Genomic DNA, 18,742 nt, shown 5'->3' on the forward strand with positions numbered 1-18,742 from the left:
TAAAGAAGGTGATTAAATGAAACGAAAGAATAATTTTAGACGTGTACTTATTTATTTATTAACAACAGTTATTGTTTGTCTTTTTGGAATGGGATTTGTAAAAAAATCGTCATTTTATGAATCATCAGATCGTAATTTCTTTAGTTTCATTTCGATGGTACGTTATGGGTTAATTGATTATCCAATTGAAACAATGAGCAATGTCGTAAAAGACACATCGACGATGTGGGATGTGCGTCATGAAAACGATAAGTTAAGAACACAATTAGAAACATCTCATCATTGGCAAACGCGATTAAATGAATTAGAGAGTGAAGTGGCTGAACTTAAAGCGCTGAATGAACTTAATTCAGTCTATTCAGAATTTACACAAGTTAACGCAACTGTAAAAAACCGTTCATCTGAAAAATGGGATTCCGTTATCACAATTGATAAAGGAAGTGAAGATGGTGTTGCTGTTGGCGACGGTGTTGTGGCTCCGAAAGGAATTATTGGTAAAGTATTAAGTGTTGATAAAAATCAATCATTGGTAGCACTTCTAATTGCTAATGATGAAAATTCGAATGCTACGGTGCAAATAGAGGTATCGAAAGGGAATTATGTTCAAGGAATTTTAAATTCGTATGATCATGAGAAGAAATTGTTTTCTGTCGTACTTCTTGAGTCTACTTCAACCATTGCCGCAGATATGCCTGTATCAACTGCAAGCATAAGTAGTGTCTATCCAAGTGGTTTGTTTGTTGGGAAAGTCGACTCTGTTAAAAATGTTGCAGATAGTGTTGGCGTGCTTGTGTATGTAAAACCTTCTGTAGATTATAATAATATTAAGTATGTTTCGGTGGTGAAAAAATCATGAGAATGATTCGCTGGATGCATTTTCTATATATTTTGGTTTTATTGGTTTTAGATTCAATTTTTAATGCTCTGTTTACGCAACTTGGTTTGAGTTCGATAACGTTTGTAAGCAGTTTGCATTTTCTTGGACTAATGCTATTAACGCAAAATGATTCTCAGACTGAATCGATTGTCAAAGCGATTCTTTTAGGGATATGGATGGATTTAAACCATATTGGATCGTTTCCAATGTTCTTTGTTAGTTATTCCGTCACAATAGCGATTTTAAGAGTTTGGGATCGTTATATTGGGACATCAACATTTGAGTTTCTAGTTCTAGCAGTTATTGGGTTGTTTATCAAAGAAATGTTAATTTTTGGAATGTTACCTCTTGTTAAAGGGGTATCGTATGGTTTAATTACTTTTATAAGTACTCGAACTTTATGGGTAATTATCGGTAATTTAATTCTGCTACCAATCGCTATGACGTTATATAAATTAATGCATCGTATGATTATGCAACGTGTTCAAAATTTATATATGCGTTAATAAAAACAGAGGGAGATATTGATTTATGAACATATTTCAACGCATTCAAAAATTTTTTGATGATCATTTCAGTTGGAAGCAACTTGTTCCTTTTATGTTATTTTTATTAAGTGTATTTTTATTGATGCAAACATGGGCTGTTTGGCAACATGCAATTGAGTTAGCAAAACGCATTCTACTACCATTTGTTATCGGTTTTGCGCTCGCATATATTGTTAGACCCATTGCTGTTTTCTTTGAAAAATACAATATTAAGCGGGCTATTAGTGTTCCCATCACGCTTGTATTGTTTGTGGTACTGATTGTACTTCTTTTTTCATCAATTTTACCATCACTCTATACAGATATATCACAATTAATTGGTAATAGTATGGATGGGATTCAACAGCTTTACAATTACTATAAAGAGATTAATCATAATAATCCTTCACCTTGGGCAGATGATATATTTAAGCAAGTTATGGGGATGCTCAATGGAATTGTCGGTCAGATACCAACATTGCCTGCTGCAGCATCACAGTTTTTATCAAAGATTTTTTCAACAATCACGACTGGGATTTTTTCATTTATTATTGGGATGTATTTTGTTTTTGATTATGAAAATTTCACGGGAAGTGTTTTACGAATTGCAAATAACATTTCACCTAAATTGGGGAACTCTATCATTGTTATTGATCATGCAGTTAGCCGTTATTTAGGGACGCTTGTAGTTATTATGACCATTACATGCATTGAGTACAGTTTGCTTTATCTAGCTGTCGGCCATAATTATGCATTTGTTCTCGGGGTGTTGACCGCATTTGGATTATTAATTCCATATATTGGACCAACTGTTGTGCATGTACTGGGGATTTTAACGGCATTAACGTTACCGTTACCACGTGTGCTTATTCTTACTATTGGTTTAGTTGTTTTGTCAAATGTAGATGGTTATGTGGTGTCACCGATGGTTTATTCAAAACGCGACAAAATCGAACCCCTATGGTCGTTATTCGCATTTTTTGCGTCGAGTGTTTTATTTGGATTTGTAGGGATTTTAATTTCCATGCCATTATACTTCTCGATACGTGCCTTATTTAACTTGAGAAAGAATAATTGGGTTATCCCTGAAGAAAATTAGTGTATAATAAAATGTGAAAAGAGGTTGTGTATGAAACGATTGATGAGTAAATTACTAGTGTTGGTTATCATACTGGGGACATTGTCGGGATGCGTTCCTAGAAGTCGGAATGTAATCGTTACAAATTATCCAATTCAGTTCTTAGTTGAGCGTCTTGCTGGTGAGCGTGTAAACGTTCAACGGATTGACACCGGTTTAATACCTCAACAGGCGACAGTCAAAGATGATTTTCAAGAAATCATCAAAAAAGCAGATACAATTTTTTATATTAATGAATTACAGCCCTACTGGCAACTTTACCTCGATGATCTTCAAAATTCTAAATTGCAGATGATCGATTTATCGGAGCGATCAATGTTGTATCCATTTAAACGATATACAAATGTAGTAGTTGATGGCCAGTCCCATGCGATTGAATCTGCATATTATGAATCAGAAGCTTTTGCCGCTGTGGATCAATACGACAAAGATCCATTTTTATGGATGGATCCTTTAGCGATGACGTCCATGGCACGTACAATAAAAGATTGGTTGGTTCAAACGTATCCAGATGAGGAAGCTTATTTTACAGAACAGTTTGAAGTCTTAGAAGTTGAATTAACAGGACTTCAAGCGCAGTACCAGTTATTGCGAGATTCAGAAAAAGGGATTAAGTTTGTTTCAATGACACCATCTTTTGGTAACTGGCAAAAGAGTTATAATATTGGTGTTTATCCCGCAACCTTGTCAAAATACGGAGTGTTGCCGGATGAAGAAATGTTGAATGCAATTAGATCACGCATTGCAAAAGATGGTGTTCAATATATTGCGTATGAAGAGAATATGCCAGAAGAATATGTAAAATTATTTAATCAATTAAAAACAGAGTTTAATTTAACACAAATTGAATTAAGCAATCTTTATAATCTATCAGATAAAGATATCGAAGCGAATTATGATTACATCGCGAAAATGAGACTTAATCTAGAAACCCTTGAGACGATTGCTAAGTAATCCCAAGGGTTTTACTTATTTAGAAAGTAGGAAAACATGAATAAATTATTATTAATCGATGGGAATTCAATGCTTTTTAGAGCATATTATGGAACACTTTCAAGGGGTTATATGAAATCCAGTTCAGGTGTAGTGACAAATGCAGTATATGGCTTCTCAACGATGCTTGCAAAGGCTATAGAAATTATCAATCCAACACATGTGCTCGTTGCATTTGATACAAAGGATAAGACGTTCCGTCATGATATGTTTGAAGCCTATAAAGGAACACGTAAAGAGGTTGATGAAGAATTGGTGTCACAATTTGCTCTTGTACGTGAATTTTTAGATGCATATCCTATACAACGGTTTGAATTAAGTGGGTATGAAGCAGATGATATCATTGGAACGATGTCAAAAATGTATCCTGATTCGAAAGTTGAAATTCTGACAAGTGATCGTGATATGCTTCAATTAATTGATGATAATGTTGATGTTTTGTTAATGAAAAAGGGTCTTACAGACTTGCGTTTAATGGATAAAATGAGTCTTTTGGATGAGATGGGTATTGAACCAAAACAAATTGTCGATATGAAAGCTCTCATGGGTGACGCAAGCGATAATATTCCCGGTGTTCCTTCGATTGGAGAGAAAACAGCGCTTAAACTTCTCGGCCAATATGGTAGCTTTGAAAATCTTTATGAACACAAAGATGAAATCAAGGGGAAAATGGGCGAAAAAATTCGGGAATTTGAAGACCAAGCGAGAATGTCATATCAGTTGGCTGAAATCTATACTTCTGTACCACTTGATATTGATCTATCTTCCATTAAGTATGAAATTCCAAATGAATCTTTAAATGCATTCTATCGTAAGTATGATATGAATTCGCTTATTACAGATCATTATGATGTCGAAACAATTGAAAAAGAGAATATAAAGTTTATTCATTTGGATTCATCCTGGCAAAGATCAGCCATTGCAATTTCGATGGAGCTTGATAAAAAGGGAAATCTTCAGGGGTGTTTCATTTCTGATGGGAAGGAAAATATTTACCTCACACTTGGGGAAATGGTTGAAAACCCTGAATTTAGAGCTCTGATTGAGTCCGATATTTCAATTGTAGTAGATTCATCAAAATCGCTTTATCGTTTTTGTCTTGAGAACCATTTTGAAATTCAGCATCAGTTCGATGACCTTTTATTGCTTGCATTTATTGTAAACTCATCGATTACAACTATGGCACGATTAAAAGATGAATTTGCGCTATGGTTTCATGAATACGAAGGGATGGAGAAGGGTGCGGCTTTCACTCAAGCTATTCTTTCTCAATTTAAAACTTTAAGTGATGAAGCAAAACAAATTGATGTGCTTTCTGTCTATGAAGATATTGAAAAACCTCTTGTCCCTATCTTATCAAAATGTGAATTTAGGGGGATTAATGTCGATCGAAGCGTTCTTGATGATATTGCAAGTGCGACACACCAAAAAATTGAGACGTTGAGTAAACATGTTTATGACCTTGCAGGCATGGAATTTAATTTAAATTCACCGAAACAGTTAGCGGAGGTCTTGTTTGATCATTTAAAACTCCCAACGAAAAAGAAACGTTCAACTGCTGTAGATGTGCTTGAAGGTTTGATTGATGAGCATGAGATTATTGCACCTATTTTGGAGTATCGTAAGTATCAAAAACTCTATAGTACCTATGCCGTAGGATTGACCAAACATATTCACGCCGATGGGAAAATACATACTTCTTTTAACCAACACGCAACACAAACCGGTCGTTTATCGTCAAGTGATCCAAATTTACAAAATATCTCTGTTCGTGATGAAGAAACACGAATGATTCGAAAGGCTTTTGTAGCATCAGAAGGATGTACGTTAATGTCAATTGATTATTCTCAAATTGAACTTCGTGTCCTTTCTTATCTTGCTGATGAGAAGCGTATGATGGCGGCATTTAATGGTGGCCATGATATTCATGCTGAAACGGCGAAGGCAATTTTTGGAGTGGATGAAATTACCGATACCATGCGACGTCAAGCAAAAAGTGTTAACTTTGGAATTGTTTATGGTATGTCCGAATATGGATTGTCTAAACAGTTGGATATAACCATACCTGAGGCGCGTCATTTTATAACACGATATAATGAAATATATCCGAACATTACGAAGTATATGGATTCCGTAGTAGAAGATTGTACGCGTGATGGTTATGTTAAAACCCTATTTAATCGACGTCGATATATACCTGAAATCTATGATGCAAATCGAGCGGTAAAAGACTTCGGTAAGCGTGCTGCGATGAATGCACCCATTCAAGGGACTGCAGCGGACATCATTAAGATAGCTATGATCAAAGCAGATGAATTGCTTGTATCCAACAATTACAAATCTGCTATGATTTTACAAGTTCATGATGAGCTTGTATTTGATGTTTATGATGATGAACTTGAAGCGATTCAAAATCTTATGGTATCAGTTATGGAACACATTGTTTCTTGGCCGATTGATCTGAACGTTTCTGTGGATACCGGTAAGGATTGGTATTAATAATGCCTGAGTTACCAGAAGTTGAGACGATTGTACGGACCCTAGAGAAGTCACTGAAAGGAAAACGTATAATTTCAATTAATTTAATTTATCCAAAGCTACTTGAAACGCAATCAGAGTATCCACTGGAGGCATTAGAAGGAACATATTTTAAGGATTTCCATCGTCGAGGAAAATATTTGTGGTTTGAGATGTCGAATGGTTTACATTGGATTCTGCATTTGAGAATGGAAGGCAAATTTCACCTATACGACGAGGTAAAAGTGCCATCTAAACATACTCATTGCGTTATTAATTTTGATGGAGGAACGATTCACTATCTGGACACGCGGAAATTTTCGCGTATGGCTGTCGTATCGGATCCAATTCGATATTTAGAAACCAAAAATTTAGGATTTGAACCGTTTGACCCTAATTTAAGTGGTGACTATCTATATCAGAAAATTCATCAATCCAATCGTGTTATGAAAACGATCTTACTAGACCAAAGTATTATTGCGGGAATTGGCAATATCTATGCAGATGAGATACTTTTTGAAGCACAAATTCATCCACTTACCACCGGATCAAAAATATCAAAAAAACAGTGTGATATGATTGTTGAGACGGCACAAGTTATTTTGATGAACGCAATCAAGGCGGGTGGAACAACTATTCGTTCTTACACGTCCTCGCTTAATGTTACTGGTCGTTTCCAAGTTAATTTGAATGCCTATGGGAAAGCGGGGGAACCGTGTTCACGATGTGGGAAGACCTTGGAGCGCATTGTAGTATCAGGACGATCAACTGTTTTTTGCGGAAAATGTCAGAAGGTGAGACGATGAAAATTGGAATAACAGGAACAATTGGGGCAGGTAAATCGAGTGTAAGTCAATATATAAGAGACTCCGGCTATCACGTTTATGATATGGATCGTTTGACGCATTCATTTTACGAACCCAATGGTATTTTATATGATTATATTATCGCGCTACTCGGTTCGCAAATTTTAGAATCAGATGGAACCGTGAATCGTGAGAAAATGTCTACCATTCTATTCAAAAATCCGGAAATGCTGGCGGAACTCGAACGAAACGTTTTTTCGGAAGTCAGAGTATTTATTGAGGAGATTATCGATAATGAAAAATCAATAATTTTCTTTGAAGTCCCACTTCTTTTTGAGGCAAATATGGAAGACTTGTTTGACAGCATCATCATGGTGAGTGCAGATTATAATACACGAATTCAAAGACTGTTGGCTCGAGGCATGAAAATGGAAGATATCAACCTTAGAATGAATCGACAGTATTCGGAAATAATCAAGGAAGAAAAATCAGATTATATTTTATATAATAATGGTACACTTTCCGAATTAAATTACGACACTGAGATATTGATACAAAGAATTAAAATGGAGGGTTTAAAAGATGCAAGAAGTCGTTTATAAAACAAATGTAGATTTTAAAATCGCGCCGGATCAGATGGAAGCGTTGGTACTTTTATATCAGCCACTGTTTTCTTATCCTGCATTAAGTCTTTATCTAACCCTTTATGAGTTTGGGCAATATGAATGCGAAGTACCGATTCAGACCTTAACGCATATGTTACAACTTGGAATTTCAGAAATAAACGATTATCGAAAAGAACTGGAACGGTTTGCACTTGTGCGAACCTTTGATACAGGCGTTTTAACGCTTGTGCTTGTACCGCCAATGAATCCACATGATTTTCTCCAACATCCTACTTTTGGAAGACTCTACGCGATTGTGAGAGGGAGCGAGTCATTCATCGAAGTTTGCACACGCTATCGTAAAGACGTTTGTGTCGAGGTGGATAATGAAATATCGGCGAGTTTCGATTTAACACGGCTATCGTCTTGGGATGAATCACTTGAGGAATCCTATACATCGAAGCGAACTGAAGGAGCGGACCTGAGCCGTAAGCACAAATTTGACGTTGAAGGGTTCTTTAAGTCTATTAGTAATGCGATGTATCCCCAAGCATTTCGAACGGATGATGTCCGAGAAAAAGTAGGTGTTTTTGGATCGTTTTATAACTTAAGTTATTTAGATATGAAATCGGTATTAATGGCATCTACAAATTTTGAAACAGGGACATTTGATTCAAAAAGGTTCCAACATCTTATTGAAAAAAATCATGGAACACAAAGTGTTGCGAGTGTTTCAGATCCATATGAACTTGATCCGATTAGTTTCCTCGCCTACAAACAAGAAGATACTTATATTATCGATGCCGATCGTAAGCTCTTAAAATCTTTGGAGCATAATTTTGGCTTTGATAATAAAGTTATAAATGTCCTCATAGAGTACATATTAGAAACAAATGATAAGAATTTAAATCGAGGGTTTGTTGAAAAGGTTGCATCATCATGGAAACGTCGTGGGGTGAAGACGCTCGAGGATGCCCTCAAAGAAAAAGAAACGCCAAGTCACACAAGCAATAAACGCATTGCGAAACCCAAAGTAGAAGTGGTGAGTCCGACATATTCGACTGATACTACCATTGATAAAGATGTTGATGCCCTGAAATCGCGATTGAAAGGGATGTTAAGTAAAGGAGAAATCTAGATGAGTATGCGCAATCTAAAATTCGAGTTAACCGATGAACAAGTTCAAAAACGTTTGGAGACGTTTGAGCGTTTACGTACATTGCCAGAAATAATTGATTTCATGGAACGTTTCGAATGCCCTGACGCTATCATTGAAGCAAATGCATTTCAATTTAAAAATTGGGTATTAAATAAACGGAAAGCAGAATCGTATACGCCTCAAGAACTTGAAAATGATCCGAGTTTAGGTCAATATGTAGACCTAATTTATGATCAATCAACAGGTATTTTGTCGGAACAGATTTATGAACTTCCAATTGTTCGTGAAATTGCTGAAGAAAATGCATATCTAAATCAATATGTCATTTTTGATTTGCCATTGAGTTTACATAATGCACTTTTTTCGAAAATTTCCATTGAACATGAGAATCCAAATTATTTAAATGTACTTGAAGATATGATTAATTTTGTTGAAAATGATAAGCCGGGATATTATCTCTATGGTAATTTAGGAATTGGAAAGAGTTATTTAAGTGCATGTGTTTCCAATGATTTTGCCAAGAGTGGACGTAATGTGGCGTTTATTCATGTTCCAAAACTCATGAGTCATTTAAAGCAATTATTTACACATCCGTCAGAGATGGAATATACGTTGAGGAAACTTAGAAAAGTACCTTTGCTCGTTTTAGATGATTTAGGAGCAGAACCGATAACGTCATGGAGTCGTGATGAAATTTTATTATCAATACTCAATGAACGCCTTGAGAATAAGAAGAAGACCATTATAACAAGTAATTACAGTCCGGATATGCTTGTAGACTTGTATAAACTTGATAATAAGGGAACTTCTGATGAGATTCGAGCTAAAAGATTGGTAGATCGTATCCATGCTTTAACAATCCCATATGAAATGGTGGGTCAAAATCGACGAAACAAGTAATTTCTCAACATTTTGTAGAGAAATAGCAATAAAATAGTGGTATGATTACAAGAGAGGTGAATTATGAAGAAGATTGGCATATTAACTTCAGGTGGTGATGCTCCGGGCATGAATGCAGCGATTCGTGCCGTTGTCCGTTCTGGTATTTCAGCAGGACTTGAAGTATTTGGTGTTTTTGACGGATACGAGGGCCTAGTTAACGATAATATTCGTAAACTAAGTCGTGGTGATGTTAGTGACATTATTATTCAAGGTGGAACAATTTTAGGGAGTGCACGTCTTGAGGACTTTAAGCTTCTTGAAGTTCGTGAAAAAGCTGTAGCGAACTTAGAGAAACACGGTATTGAAGGTTTGGTTGTCATAGGCGGTGATGGTAGTTACCGTGGTGCGATGGCACTTACAGAGATGGGGATTAACTGTATTGGAATTCCAGGTACCATTGACAATGATATTGCATCTACTGATTACACGATTGGTTTTGATACAGCATTAAACACAGTTATTCTTAATGTTGATAAACTCCGTGATACTTCGAGTTCACACCATCGTTGTTCAGTTGTAGAGGTTATGGGAAATCGATGTGGTGATTTAGCCCTCTATGCTGGATTAACAACAGGTGCTGAAGTAATTATTACAAAAGAAACAGGATATGATGAATCAGAAGTATTAGAACGCTTAAGCAGAATTGAAGAAGTGAAGAAAAAACGTCATGCTATTGTTATTATTAGCGAAAAAATAACGGATGTAGAGCTTCTAGCGCAAAAGATTTCAAGACATACTGGTTTTTCTGGCCGTTCAACTGTTTTAGGTCATATTCAACGTGGTGGATCACCGACGGCACGTGACCGTATTTTAGCAACACAATTCGGTGATAAAGCAGTAAGACTGCTTATCGCAGGTGATGGCGGTAAATGCGTCAGCATCTTAAACGAAGAAATAGTAGCAATTGATATTGATGAAGCATTGAAAATGCCTAAAAAATCAAGTAGAGCGCTGTTTGAATTACATGACAGATTGGTATAGGAGGATAAACAATATGCATGAAATGAAAAAAACTAAGATTATTTGTACTATCGGACCCGCTTCCGAATCACCAGAGATGATCGAAAAACTCGCAAATGAAGGAATGAATATCGTTCGTTTTAACTTCTCACATGATGTTCAAGAAAATCATTTACGTCGTATGAAAGTTGTTCGTGAGGTGAGTGATCGAATTGGTATTAACTTGGGAATTCTTTTAGATACAAAAGGACCTGAAATTCGTTGTGGCGATATGGAAAATGGCGCACTTGAATTTGCAGAAGGTGATATCGTTCGTGTAGGGTTTGATGCAGATTACGTAGGAAATAATGAGCGTTTTACTTTATTAGTACCAGAAGTTTACGAAGACGTTAAAGTAGATGACTACTTACTTATTGATGATGGTAAAATGAAACTAACCGTCATTGATAAAAAAGATGGAGATCTCGTTTGTCGTGTCGATAATCCAGGTCTAATCAAAACACGTAAAGGTGTTAACGTACCGAATGTTGTGTTAAGTATGCCATTCCTTTCAGAAAAAGATCGTGCAGATATCACATTTGGGGCAGTAAATGGAATTGATTATATTGCAGCATCTTTTGTAAGACGTGCACAAGATGTTTTAGATATTCGTGAAGTGATTGAAGCAGCTGGAAAACCAGATATCCAAATCATCGTTAAGATTGAAAACCAAGAAGGATTCGATAATATTGAAAGTATTCTTGAAGTTGCAGATGGTGTGATGGTTGCTCGTGGTGACTTAGGTGTTGAAGTAAGTACACATTTAGTTCCTATTTACCAAAAACAAATCATTAAGACAGCAAATAGAATGGGTAAACCAGTTGTAACAGCTACACATATGCTTGAATCAATGCAACAAAACCCACGTCCTACTCGTGCTGAAGCAAGTGATGTTGCGAATGCAATCTTAGATGGTACTGATGCAATTATGCTTTCAGGGGAATCAGCTGTTGGTGCCTATCCAGTAGAAGCTGTTCGTACAATGGCTGAAATTGCAATTGCTATGGAAGAAATTATTCCTTACCGCGATCGTTTGCGTCATTCAATTGAATCATCAAAACGTACAATTCAAGATTCAATCGGAATTTCTATTGCTGAAACAGCCTTAAACCTTGATGATGTAGCCGCAGTTATTGCATTTACTCAAAGTGGTTCAACAGCAAAACGTATTTCAAAATACCGTCCAAATGTTCCGGTAATCGCTGTTACTTTCACAAAAGAAGTTCAAAATCGTCTAGAAATCGTTTGGGGTGTAAAACCTGTGGTTTCCGATATTCGAAACGAAATGACAAATGATGATGAAATCGCAAATACAATTGCGAAAAACTTTGGTATTGAACCAGGTAAAAAAGTTATTATTGCAGCTGGATACCCAACAGGTACCGGTAATACAAATACAATGAAAATTATTGAAATTAAATAAGGAGATTGTTATGAATAAATATATCGGAGTTGATTTAGGCGGTACGAATGTACGTGTAGCTGTTATTGATGAAGATGGAAAGATTCATGAGCAAGTTAAAAGCGAATCATACGCACTTGAGGGACCGGAAGTTGTTTTAGATAACATCATCTCGATGATAAAAAATCTAAAACAATTTGATGAATGTGTTGGCATTGGACTGGGTTTACCCGGTCCAGTTAACACAGAACTCGGGTGCGTAACCTTATCTACAAACATGAAAGGGTTTACGGAATATCCGGTAATCGACTATCTCAAAAAACATATAGATTTACCAATCTATATGGATAATGATGCAAATGTAGCAGGTCTTGCGGAAGCACTTGTTGGTGCAGGTAAAGGCAATAATGTAGTCTATTATTTAACGCATTCCACTGGTATTGGAGGGGCACTTGTATTTAATGGACAAGTCCTTTCAGGTCATAAGGGTTATGCAGGAGAAGTAGGAAATATCGTAATTGACCGTGAACGCGTTCGTCGTTCGGACATCAACACACTTAATGCAGGTGCAGTTGAAAATGAAGCGAGCGGTTCAGCATTAGTTCGCAAAGCTCAAGAATTGATTGATCCAAAGATTCAGTCTGCTGAAGAAATCTTTACGCTCATGGAACAAGGAAATGAAAAAGCGATTCAACTTATTGATGAGATGTCATATGATTTCGCAATGATGCTCTCTTCAATTGCACATGTATGTAATCCACATATTTTTGTAATTGGTGGTGGTGTTACGAAGTCAAAAAACTTATATTGGGATCGCATGATTGGTTATTATCAGGATTTAGTTCACGAACAAATGAGAGATACTCAATTTGTAGAGGCTGAATTGGATGAACCCGGTGTAATTGGTGCTGCGATGTTGTGTTACTCGAAAGAAGGTCACAGATAATGAATGATTTATTAAAAAAATATGCTAAATTAGCGGTGCGTTCAGGTGTTAATGTTCAAGAAGGACAAACAGTTTTAGTAAATGTTAAAGCTGAACATTATGAATTTGCACGTTTAATTGTTGATGAAGCCTATGCAGCAGGGGCAAAAAAGGTTGTTGTTAAATTTGGTGATGACCACATTGCTAAAATGCATGTACAAAACCAAGATATGGATACTTTAACAGATATTCCTCAATGGCTTATTGATGAATATGACAGTTATTTGGAAGAAGATTTATGTCGTTTATCCATTTATGCACCATCACCAGGTCTTATGGCTGATGTTGATGGCGATAAACTTGCTGCACAAGCAAAGGCACAAGGACAAGCTCTAAAACGTATGCGTGAATATACAATGGCAAATCGAGGACAATGGTCACTTGTTTCACTTCCAACAAAAGAATGGGCACATGTTGTGTTCCCAAATTTAGAAATTGATGAAGCTTATGATAAATTGTTGGAAGCAATTCTCTATGCTGTTCGTATTAATGAAAATGATGATCCTGTGTTAGCATGGGAAAAACATAATGAAAAACTATCACATCAAAACAAAATTCTAAATGATTACAATTTCAAATCCTTGCACTTTAAAAATGGCAAGGGAACAGATATTGTCGTAGGTCTCGTGGATAATCATGTTTGGGCTGGCGGCGAAGAAGTCTCTGAACGCGGTTATACTTTTAATCCAAATATGCCAACAGAGGAATCATTTACGATGCCAGATCGCCTTAATGTGAATGGTATTGTCTATAGTACAAAACCTTTAAATTACAATGGTAAACTTATTGATGAATTTTGGTTGAAGTTTGTTGATGGAAAAGTTGTTGAGTTTGATGCGAAACAAGAACGTGAAACACTTGAACAGCTTTTAAACACGGATGAAGGAAGTCGACACATTGGTGAAATCGCATTGATTTCTCACAAATCACCAATTTCGGATTTAAATATCCTATTCTATAATACACTCTTTGATGAAAACGCATCTTGCCATATGGCTTTAGGACGTGCCTATCCAATGAATATCAAAGGTGGAACAGAAATGACCGACGAGGAATTACTTGCACATAATGCTAACGACTCATTAAATCATGAAGACTTTATGTTTGGTAGTGAAGATATGAGTGTTGTCGGAACAACACACGACGGCGAATCAATTATTGTGTTTAATGAAGGTAATTTTGTAATTTAGTTGATATTTCTTTACTATTGATGTATAAATAATATATAAACAGTGAAGAGGACAAAAATACGTTGTTTTGAACTAGAGAGTGAAGTGGTTGGTGAAAACTTCTCGTAGAATATGCGTATTTACCACCTCAGAGTTGGATTTTAGAAAAAATCCCGTATTCTGGCGTTAACAGTTTAAGTGCACAATTTAAATTGTGAATTAAAGGTGGTACCGCGTAAATTCGTCCTTTTGGATGGATTTACGTTTTTCTTTTTTATAGAGGAGGTTATTATGGTAAATATTAGAGAAGATGAACGTCTTAATATCTTGAATCACTCATCAGCACACTTACTTGCTCATGCTGTGAAACGTCTTTATCCTGAAGCAAAGTTCTGGGTAGGACCTGTAATTGAAGATGGTTTTTATTATGACATGGATTTAGGAGATCAAGTACTTACAGAAGAGGATCTACCTAAAATTGAATCAATGATGCGAAAAATTGCTAAAGAAGACAAGCGCATTACGCGAGAAGTGTTAACAAAACAAGAAGCGTTAGAAATCTTTAAAGATGATTCGTATAAAATCGATATTATTAACAATCTTGAAGATGATGCAACAATAACTGCATATCGTCAAGCTGAATTCATCGATTTATGTCGTGGTCCCCATGTTGAGACGACAAAGAAAATGAAATATTTCAAATTATTAAAAGTTTCTGGAGCGTATTGGAAAGGGGATTCCAAGAATAAAATGCTTCAACGTGTATATGGAATTACATTTGAAACTGAAGAAGACCTTAATCAATACCTTGAATGGTTAGAAGCTGCGAAAGCACGCGACCACAAAAAACTTGGTAAAGAACTTGAACTCTTTATGATGAGTGAATTTGGGCCAGGATTCCCATTTTGGTTACCAAATGGTATGACATTACGTCATGCTTTAGATGAATACTACTATAACGCGCATATTAAACGTGGTTATGTGTTTACACAAACACCAACAATGCTGAATAAAGAGTTGTGGGAAGTTTCAGGACACTGGGAAAACTACCGTGAAAACATGTATACCTCAACAATCGATGATCGCGAATTCGCAATCAAGCCGATGAATTGCCCAGGTGGAATGCTTGTCTATAAAAACGGCTTACATTCATACCGCGATTTACCGATTCGTCTTGCTGAAATGGGTCATGTGCATCGTCATGAAGCCAGTGGTGCGCTAAATGGTTTATTCCGTGTGCGTTCCTTTACACAAGATGATGCCCATCTATTTATGAGAGAAGATCAATTACAAGATGAAATCGTAGAAATATTAGATTTTATTGACGAGATTTATTCTACATTTGGTCTTTCATACTCAATCGAATTATCGACACGTCCTGAGGACAAGTATATTGGTGACATTGCGGTTTGGGACCGATCTGAACAAGCCCTCAAAGAGGCTTGTATGGCTGCTGGTGTCGACTTTAAAATTAATGAGGGAGATGGTGCGTTCTACGGTCCGAAACTCGACTTTAAAGTGCGAGATTCATTGAATCGTGTATGGCAATGTGGTACGGTTCAATTAGATATGAATCTTCCTGAACGTTTTGATCTTACATATGTCGCAGAAGATGGTAAGAAAAAACGACCTATTATGCTTCATCGTGCAATTTTCGGTTCAATTGAACGCTTTATCGGTATTCTTATTGAACACTTTGCAGGGGGATTCCCATTATGGATGGCTCCAAAACAGATTGAAATTATTCCTGTTAATACAGAGTTCCATATGGACTATGCCAATGAAGTTTGCGATCTTCTTTTAAATAAAGGAATTCGTGCACATGTCGATGGACGTAATGAAAAATTAGGCTATCGCTTACGTGAAGCGCAAAAGAATAAAATTCCACTTCAATTAATCATTGGAGATAAAGAAATCGAAGATCGTAGTGTCAATGTTCGCCGTTATGGTGAGCGTGCACAAAACCCATTTGAACTTGATGCATTTATGCAATTAGTGGAAGCAGAAATTAAATCCCGTTATATTCATAAAATTGAGAAAGACTAGTTTTTAAGGCATTAAATCGATCATAAATCGAGCGTAAATACACCATTGTATTCACGCTCTTTTTCGATATGTTAGTCCTCAAAGTGAAGTAGAGGGGATCTTATCCCTACATATATGATACCGGTTACATTTATTTGTGACATTTCTATTGATTATCAATATAAAATTCGATACGATATAGATACAAGGAAACTTGTATGGAGGAAACAGATGAAAAAACTATTTTCTAGTGTTTTAGTTGTCTTGTTAGCTCTTTCTCTAACCGCTTGTTCAGGTGGGGAAAAAGCACAAGATGGTAAAGGCGCAGAAATCGCTTTGATTACTGACGTTGGTACAATTGATGACCGCTCATTTAACCAAGGTTCATATGAAGGCGTTAAACAGTATGGGGACGAAAATAAAGTCACATATACATACTATCGTCCCGTTGCAAAAGATGACGAGGCATACTTTAACGAAATCGAAAAAGCGATTACTGAAGGGGGCGCTAAGGTTGTCGTTATGCCAGGATTTTTATTCGCAAACGCAGCTTTTAGAGCACAAAAGGAATTCCCAGATGTTAACTTTATTTTTGTAGATGGTGCTCCTTCGGAAACACCACAGTCAGAGCCTGTCATTGGTCCTAATATGTATTCTGTTGTTTGGGAAGAACAACAAGCTGGATTCTTAGCAGGATACGCTGCAGTCAAAGATGGCTATACAAAACTAGGTTATATTGGTGGTATGAAAGTTCCAGCTGTTGAAAAATTCGGTTTAGGTTATGTTTACGGAGCGAATCATGCAGCTGAAGAATTAGGTATTACTGTTGATATGATGTACAAGTATTCAGGAACATTTGAAGCATCTCAAGAAGTTCAGATGTTAGCTTCAGGTTGGTATGCAGGGGGAACTGAAGTAATCTTTGTTTCTGCTGGTGGTGCTGGTCCTTCAGTATTTAAAGCTGCAGAGGATAAAGAAGCTAAGGTTATTGGTGTTGACGTTGACCAATCAGGCGAAAGTGAAACAATCATCACTTCTGCTTTAAAAGAACTTCAACTTGCTGTTTATGAAGGATTAAAAGCACACTATGATGGCAAATTCCCAGGTGGTACGCAACATGCTTACAATATCAATGACGACGGTGTCGGATTACCTAAGAATTTCGACCGTTTCAAAACCTTTAAACAAGAAGATTTAGAAAAAGTTATCGCTGATATGAAAGCGGATAAAGATGGTGTTACTTCAACGATTAAAAAACAACATGCTGATGACTTTACAGATGTTATCAGTGATCCAATCTTGAAAAATATCAACATCACATTTATTAAATAGTAATGTAAAACGGCTAATTAGCCGTTTTCTTTTGCATAAGTGGAAAAAGAAGTGTTTGAATCAACGTCCTTCACTTGATAAAGTAAAAGTGCAGGGGGGATGATTATGAAATCTAAATGGTTTATTATGCTTTTAAGTTTTGTGCTGCTTGGTGGATGTTCGACACAATCATCGCAGGAGCAAACAAAATCTGAAGTCGCACTGATTACAGATATCGGAACGATTGATGACCACTCATTTAATCAAGAGTCGTGGGAAGGGATTATCGATTTTTGTAAGGATCACAATGTCTCGTATAAGTATTACCGTCCTGAGAATAAAGATGATATTGCATTCTATAATGAAATTCAAAAAGCGATTGAAGAAGGGGGCGCAAAAGTTGTTGTATTACCAGGATTCTATTTTGAATCGACTGCAGCAAAAATTCAAGATGACTTCCCTAATGTCAAGTTCATATTGATCGATGCACTTCCAAAGGCCAATGAGGCCGGTGAGGTTGTGATTCGCGACAATCTTGTTCCCGTACTTTTTAGAGAAGAACAAGCAGCATATCTTGCAGGCTTTGTCACCGCACTTGAAGGATATACTAACGTAGGGTTTGTTGGCGGCGCAAAAATTCCAGCTGTAGAACGCTATGGAATGGGATTTGTGAAAGGTTTACAAGATGGTGCGAAAAGTAAGGATAAAGTTATTCATTTAAAGTATAAGTATTCAGGAACATTTGAACCATCCACGGAGATACAAATGTTAGGATCGAGTTGGTATAATGAGGGAACAGAAATTATTTTTGCCTCTGCAGGTGGTGCAGGACAATCAATTATTAAGGCAGCAGAAGATGCTGACAAGCGATTTATTGGGGTTGATGTGGACCAGTCATATATGAGCGATAAGGTTGCGTTTTCTGCAACCAAAGGGATTCGAAAAACGGTTAAAAACCTTCTCGAGGCAAACTATAAACAAGAATTTCCGGGTGGAAAACGTTTAATCGTAGATCTCTTGCATGATGGTGTTGGTCTCGCTTATAAAGAAGATCGATTGAAAGAAATCAATAAAAACCAGGTTGATACGCTTATTGAAAATACGATGCAATTGATCGAGTCCAAAGAACTGATTATCCAAACGGAACATGATGAAAGCGGGGCTATTTTTTCAGATAAAAGTCAATTTTCAAATTTACAAATCGAATACTATCGCTGAGCATGAAGCTCAGCGATTCGTATGTATCTCATTATTGAAAGCGCTTGCTAAACTGTGTTGAAAATGCTA

The 18,742-nt window shown here is 36.5% G+C and carries 16 protein-coding genes and 1 other annotated feature; all 16 genes read left to right on the plus strand.

The window, feature by feature from the left end; all coding sequences use genetic code 11:
* Window positions 1-16 precede the first annotated feature (16 nt).
* The 16 genes from mreC (at window position 17) to EPJ89_RS03865 (ending at window position 18,673) form a co-directional block, all read left to right on the plus strand.
* Window positions 17-856 carry a rod shape-determining protein MreC gene (gene mreC, locus EPJ89_RS03790; protein WP_161637519.1) on the plus strand — a complete coding sequence of 280 codons (840 nt, stop codon included), beginning with the start codon at window positions 17-19 and terminating at the stop codon, window positions 854-856.
* Window positions 853-1,383: a hypothetical protein gene (locus tag EPJ89_RS03795; RefSeq protein ID WP_125164380.1), complete on the plus strand. Its 531-nt coding sequence runs from the start codon at window positions 853-855 to the stop codon at window positions 1,381-1,383. The genes mreC and EPJ89_RS03795 overlap by 4 nt, the downstream gene beginning before the upstream one ends.
* Before the next feature lie 25 nt (window positions 1,384-1,408).
* On the plus strand, window positions 1,409-2,503 hold the full coding sequence (locus EPJ89_RS03800) for an AI-2E family transporter (RefSeq protein ID WP_125164381.1): 1,095 nt from the start codon (window positions 1,409-1,411) through the stop codon (window positions 2,501-2,503).
* 30 nt (window positions 2,504-2,533) lie between these two features.
* Window positions 2,534-3,496, plus strand: coding sequence for a metal ABC transporter substrate-binding protein (locus EPJ89_RS03805; protein ID WP_161637520.1), 963 nt, complete (start codon window positions 2,534-2,536; stop codon window positions 3,494-3,496).
* A 36-nt stretch (window positions 3,497-3,532) separates the two neighbouring features.
* Complete coding sequence (gene polA, locus EPJ89_RS03810; RefSeq protein ID WP_161637521.1) at window positions 3,533-6,034, plus strand: DNA polymerase I; 2,502 nt, start codon at window positions 3,533-3,535, stop codon at window positions 6,032-6,034.
* A 2-nt stretch (window positions 6,035-6,036) separates the two neighbouring features.
* The gene (gene mutM, locus EPJ89_RS03815; protein ID WP_200549036.1) at window positions 6,037-6,858 is read left to right on the plus strand and encodes a bifunctional DNA-formamidopyrimidine glycosylase/DNA-(apurinic or apyrimidinic site) lyase; all 822 of its coding nucleotides are present in this window, start codon (window positions 6,037-6,039) and stop codon (window positions 6,856-6,858) included.
* On the plus strand, window positions 6,855-7,460 hold the full coding sequence (gene coaE / locus EPJ89_RS03820; protein ID WP_200549038.1) for a dephospho-CoA kinase: 606 nt from the start codon (window positions 6,855-6,857) through the stop codon (window positions 7,458-7,460). Before mutM ends, coaE begins: the two co-directional genes overlap by 4 nt.
* Window positions 7,441-8,601 (plus strand): DnaD domain protein, encoded by a 1,161-nt coding sequence (locus EPJ89_RS03825; RefSeq protein ID WP_161637523.1) that lies wholly within the window; start codon window positions 7,441-7,443, stop codon window positions 8,599-8,601. The genes coaE and EPJ89_RS03825 overlap by 20 nt, the downstream gene beginning before the upstream one ends.
* Window positions 8,602-9,522, plus strand: coding sequence for an ATP-binding protein (locus tag EPJ89_RS03830; RefSeq protein ID WP_161637524.1), 921 nt, complete (start codon window positions 8,602-8,604; stop codon window positions 9,520-9,522). It abuts the gene before it with no gap.
* A 63-nt stretch (window positions 9,523-9,585) separates the two neighbouring features.
* On the plus strand, window positions 9,586-10,545 hold the full coding sequence (gene pfkA, locus EPJ89_RS03835) for a 6-phosphofructokinase (RefSeq protein ID WP_123171370.1): 960 nt from the start codon (window positions 9,586-9,588) through the stop codon (window positions 10,543-10,545).
* A 13-nt stretch (window positions 10,546-10,558) separates the two neighbouring features.
* The gene (gene pyk / locus EPJ89_RS03840; protein ID WP_161637525.1) at window positions 10,559-11,986 is read left to right on the plus strand and encodes a pyruvate kinase; all 1,428 of its coding nucleotides are present in this window, start codon (window positions 10,559-10,561) and stop codon (window positions 11,984-11,986) included.
* Window positions 11,987-11,996: 10 nt separating this feature from the next.
* Window positions 11,997-12,911, plus strand: a complete 915-nt coding sequence (locus EPJ89_RS03845; RefSeq protein ID WP_125164389.1) for an ROK family protein — start codon at window positions 11,997-11,999, stop codon at window positions 12,909-12,911.
* On the plus strand, window positions 12,911-14,140 hold the full coding sequence (locus EPJ89_RS03850; RefSeq protein ID WP_161637526.1) for an aminopeptidase: 1,230 nt from the start codon (window positions 12,911-12,913) through the stop codon (window positions 14,138-14,140). The genes EPJ89_RS03845 and EPJ89_RS03850 overlap by 1 nt, the downstream gene beginning before the upstream one ends.
* Window positions 14,141-14,173: 33 nt before the next feature.
* Window positions 14,174-14,371: a binding site (T-box leader), on the plus strand.
* Between the two features lie 39 nt (window positions 14,372-14,410).
* On the plus strand, window positions 14,411-16,165 hold the full coding sequence (thrS, locus tag EPJ89_RS03855; RefSeq protein WP_161637527.1) for a threonine--tRNA ligase: 1,755 nt from the start codon (window positions 14,411-14,413) through the stop codon (window positions 16,163-16,165).
* A gap of 210 nt (window positions 16,166-16,375) precedes the next feature.
* Window positions 16,376-17,476: a BMP family lipoprotein gene (locus tag EPJ89_RS03860; protein ID WP_125164391.1), complete on the plus strand. Its 1,101-nt coding sequence runs from the start codon at window positions 16,376-16,378 to the stop codon at window positions 17,474-17,476.
* Between the two features lie 105 nt (window positions 17,477-17,581).
* Window positions 17,582-18,673, plus strand: a complete 1,092-nt coding sequence (locus EPJ89_RS03865; protein WP_200549040.1) for a BMP family lipoprotein — start codon at window positions 17,582-17,584, stop codon at window positions 18,671-18,673.
* Window positions 18,674-18,742: the final 69 nt, after the last annotated feature.

Source organism: Erysipelothrix sp. strain 2 (EsS2-6-Brazil) (assembly GCF_016617625.1).
GTDB lineage: Bacteria > Bacillota_I > Bacilli_A > Erysipelotrichales > Erysipelotrichaceae > Erysipelothrix > Erysipelothrix piscisicarius.

Excerpts from the sequence above, each read along its gene's own strand:
- pfkA (WP_123171370.1), top strand. The coding sequence starts at position 9,586 with ATGAAGAAGATTGGCATATTAACTTCAGGTGGTGATGCTCCGGGCATG.
- polA (WP_161637521.1), top strand. The coding sequence starts at position 3,533 with ATGAATAAATTATTATTAATCGATGGGAATTCAATGCTTTTTAGAGCA.
- EPJ89_RS03830 (WP_161637524.1), top strand. The coding sequence starts at position 8,602 with ATGAGTATGCGCAATCTAAAATTCGAGTTAACCGATGAACAAGTTCAA.
- EPJ89_RS03850 (WP_161637526.1), top strand. The coding sequence starts at position 12,911 with ATGAATGATTTATTAAAAAAATATGCTAAATTAGCGGTGCGTTCAGGT.
- thrS (WP_161637527.1), top strand. The coding sequence starts at position 14,411 with ATGGTAAATATTAGAGAAGATGAACGTCTTAATATCTTGAATCACTCA.
- coaE (WP_200549038.1), top strand. The coding sequence starts at position 6,855 with ATGAAAATTGGAATAACAGGAACAATTGGGGCAGGTAAATCGAGTGTA.
- EPJ89_RS03845 (WP_125164389.1), top strand. The coding sequence starts at position 11,997 with ATGAATAAATATATCGGAGTTGATTTAGGCGGTACGAATGTACGTGTA.
- mutM (WP_200549036.1), top strand. The coding sequence starts at position 6,037 with ATGCCTGAGTTACCAGAAGTTGAGACGATTGTACGGACCCTAGAGAAG.
- EPJ89_RS03805 (WP_161637520.1), top strand. The coding sequence starts at position 2,534 with ATGAAACGATTGATGAGTAAATTACTAGTGTTGGTTATCATACTGGGG.
- EPJ89_RS03825 (WP_161637523.1), top strand. The coding sequence starts at position 7,441 with ATGCAAGAAGTCGTTTATAAAACAAATGTAGATTTTAAAATCGCGCCG.
- EPJ89_RS03860 (WP_125164391.1), top strand. The coding sequence starts at position 16,376 with ATGAAAAAACTATTTTCTAGTGTTTTAGTTGTCTTGTTAGCTCTTTCT.
- EPJ89_RS03865 (WP_200549040.1), top strand. The coding sequence starts at position 17,582 with ATGAAATCTAAATGGTTTATTATGCTTTTAAGTTTTGTGCTGCTTGGT.
- EPJ89_RS03800 (WP_125164381.1), top strand. The coding sequence starts at position 1,409 with ATGAACATATTTCAACGCATTCAAAAATTTTTTGATGATCATTTCAGT.
- pyk (WP_161637525.1), top strand. The coding sequence starts at position 10,559 with ATGCATGAAATGAAAAAAACTAAGATTATTTGTACTATCGGACCCGCT.
- mreC (WP_161637519.1), top strand. The coding sequence starts at position 17 with ATGAAACGAAAGAATAATTTTAGACGTGTACTTATTTATTTATTAACA.
- EPJ89_RS03795 (WP_125164380.1), top strand. The coding sequence starts at position 853 with ATGAGAATGATTCGCTGGATGCATTTTCTATATATTTTGGTTTTATTG.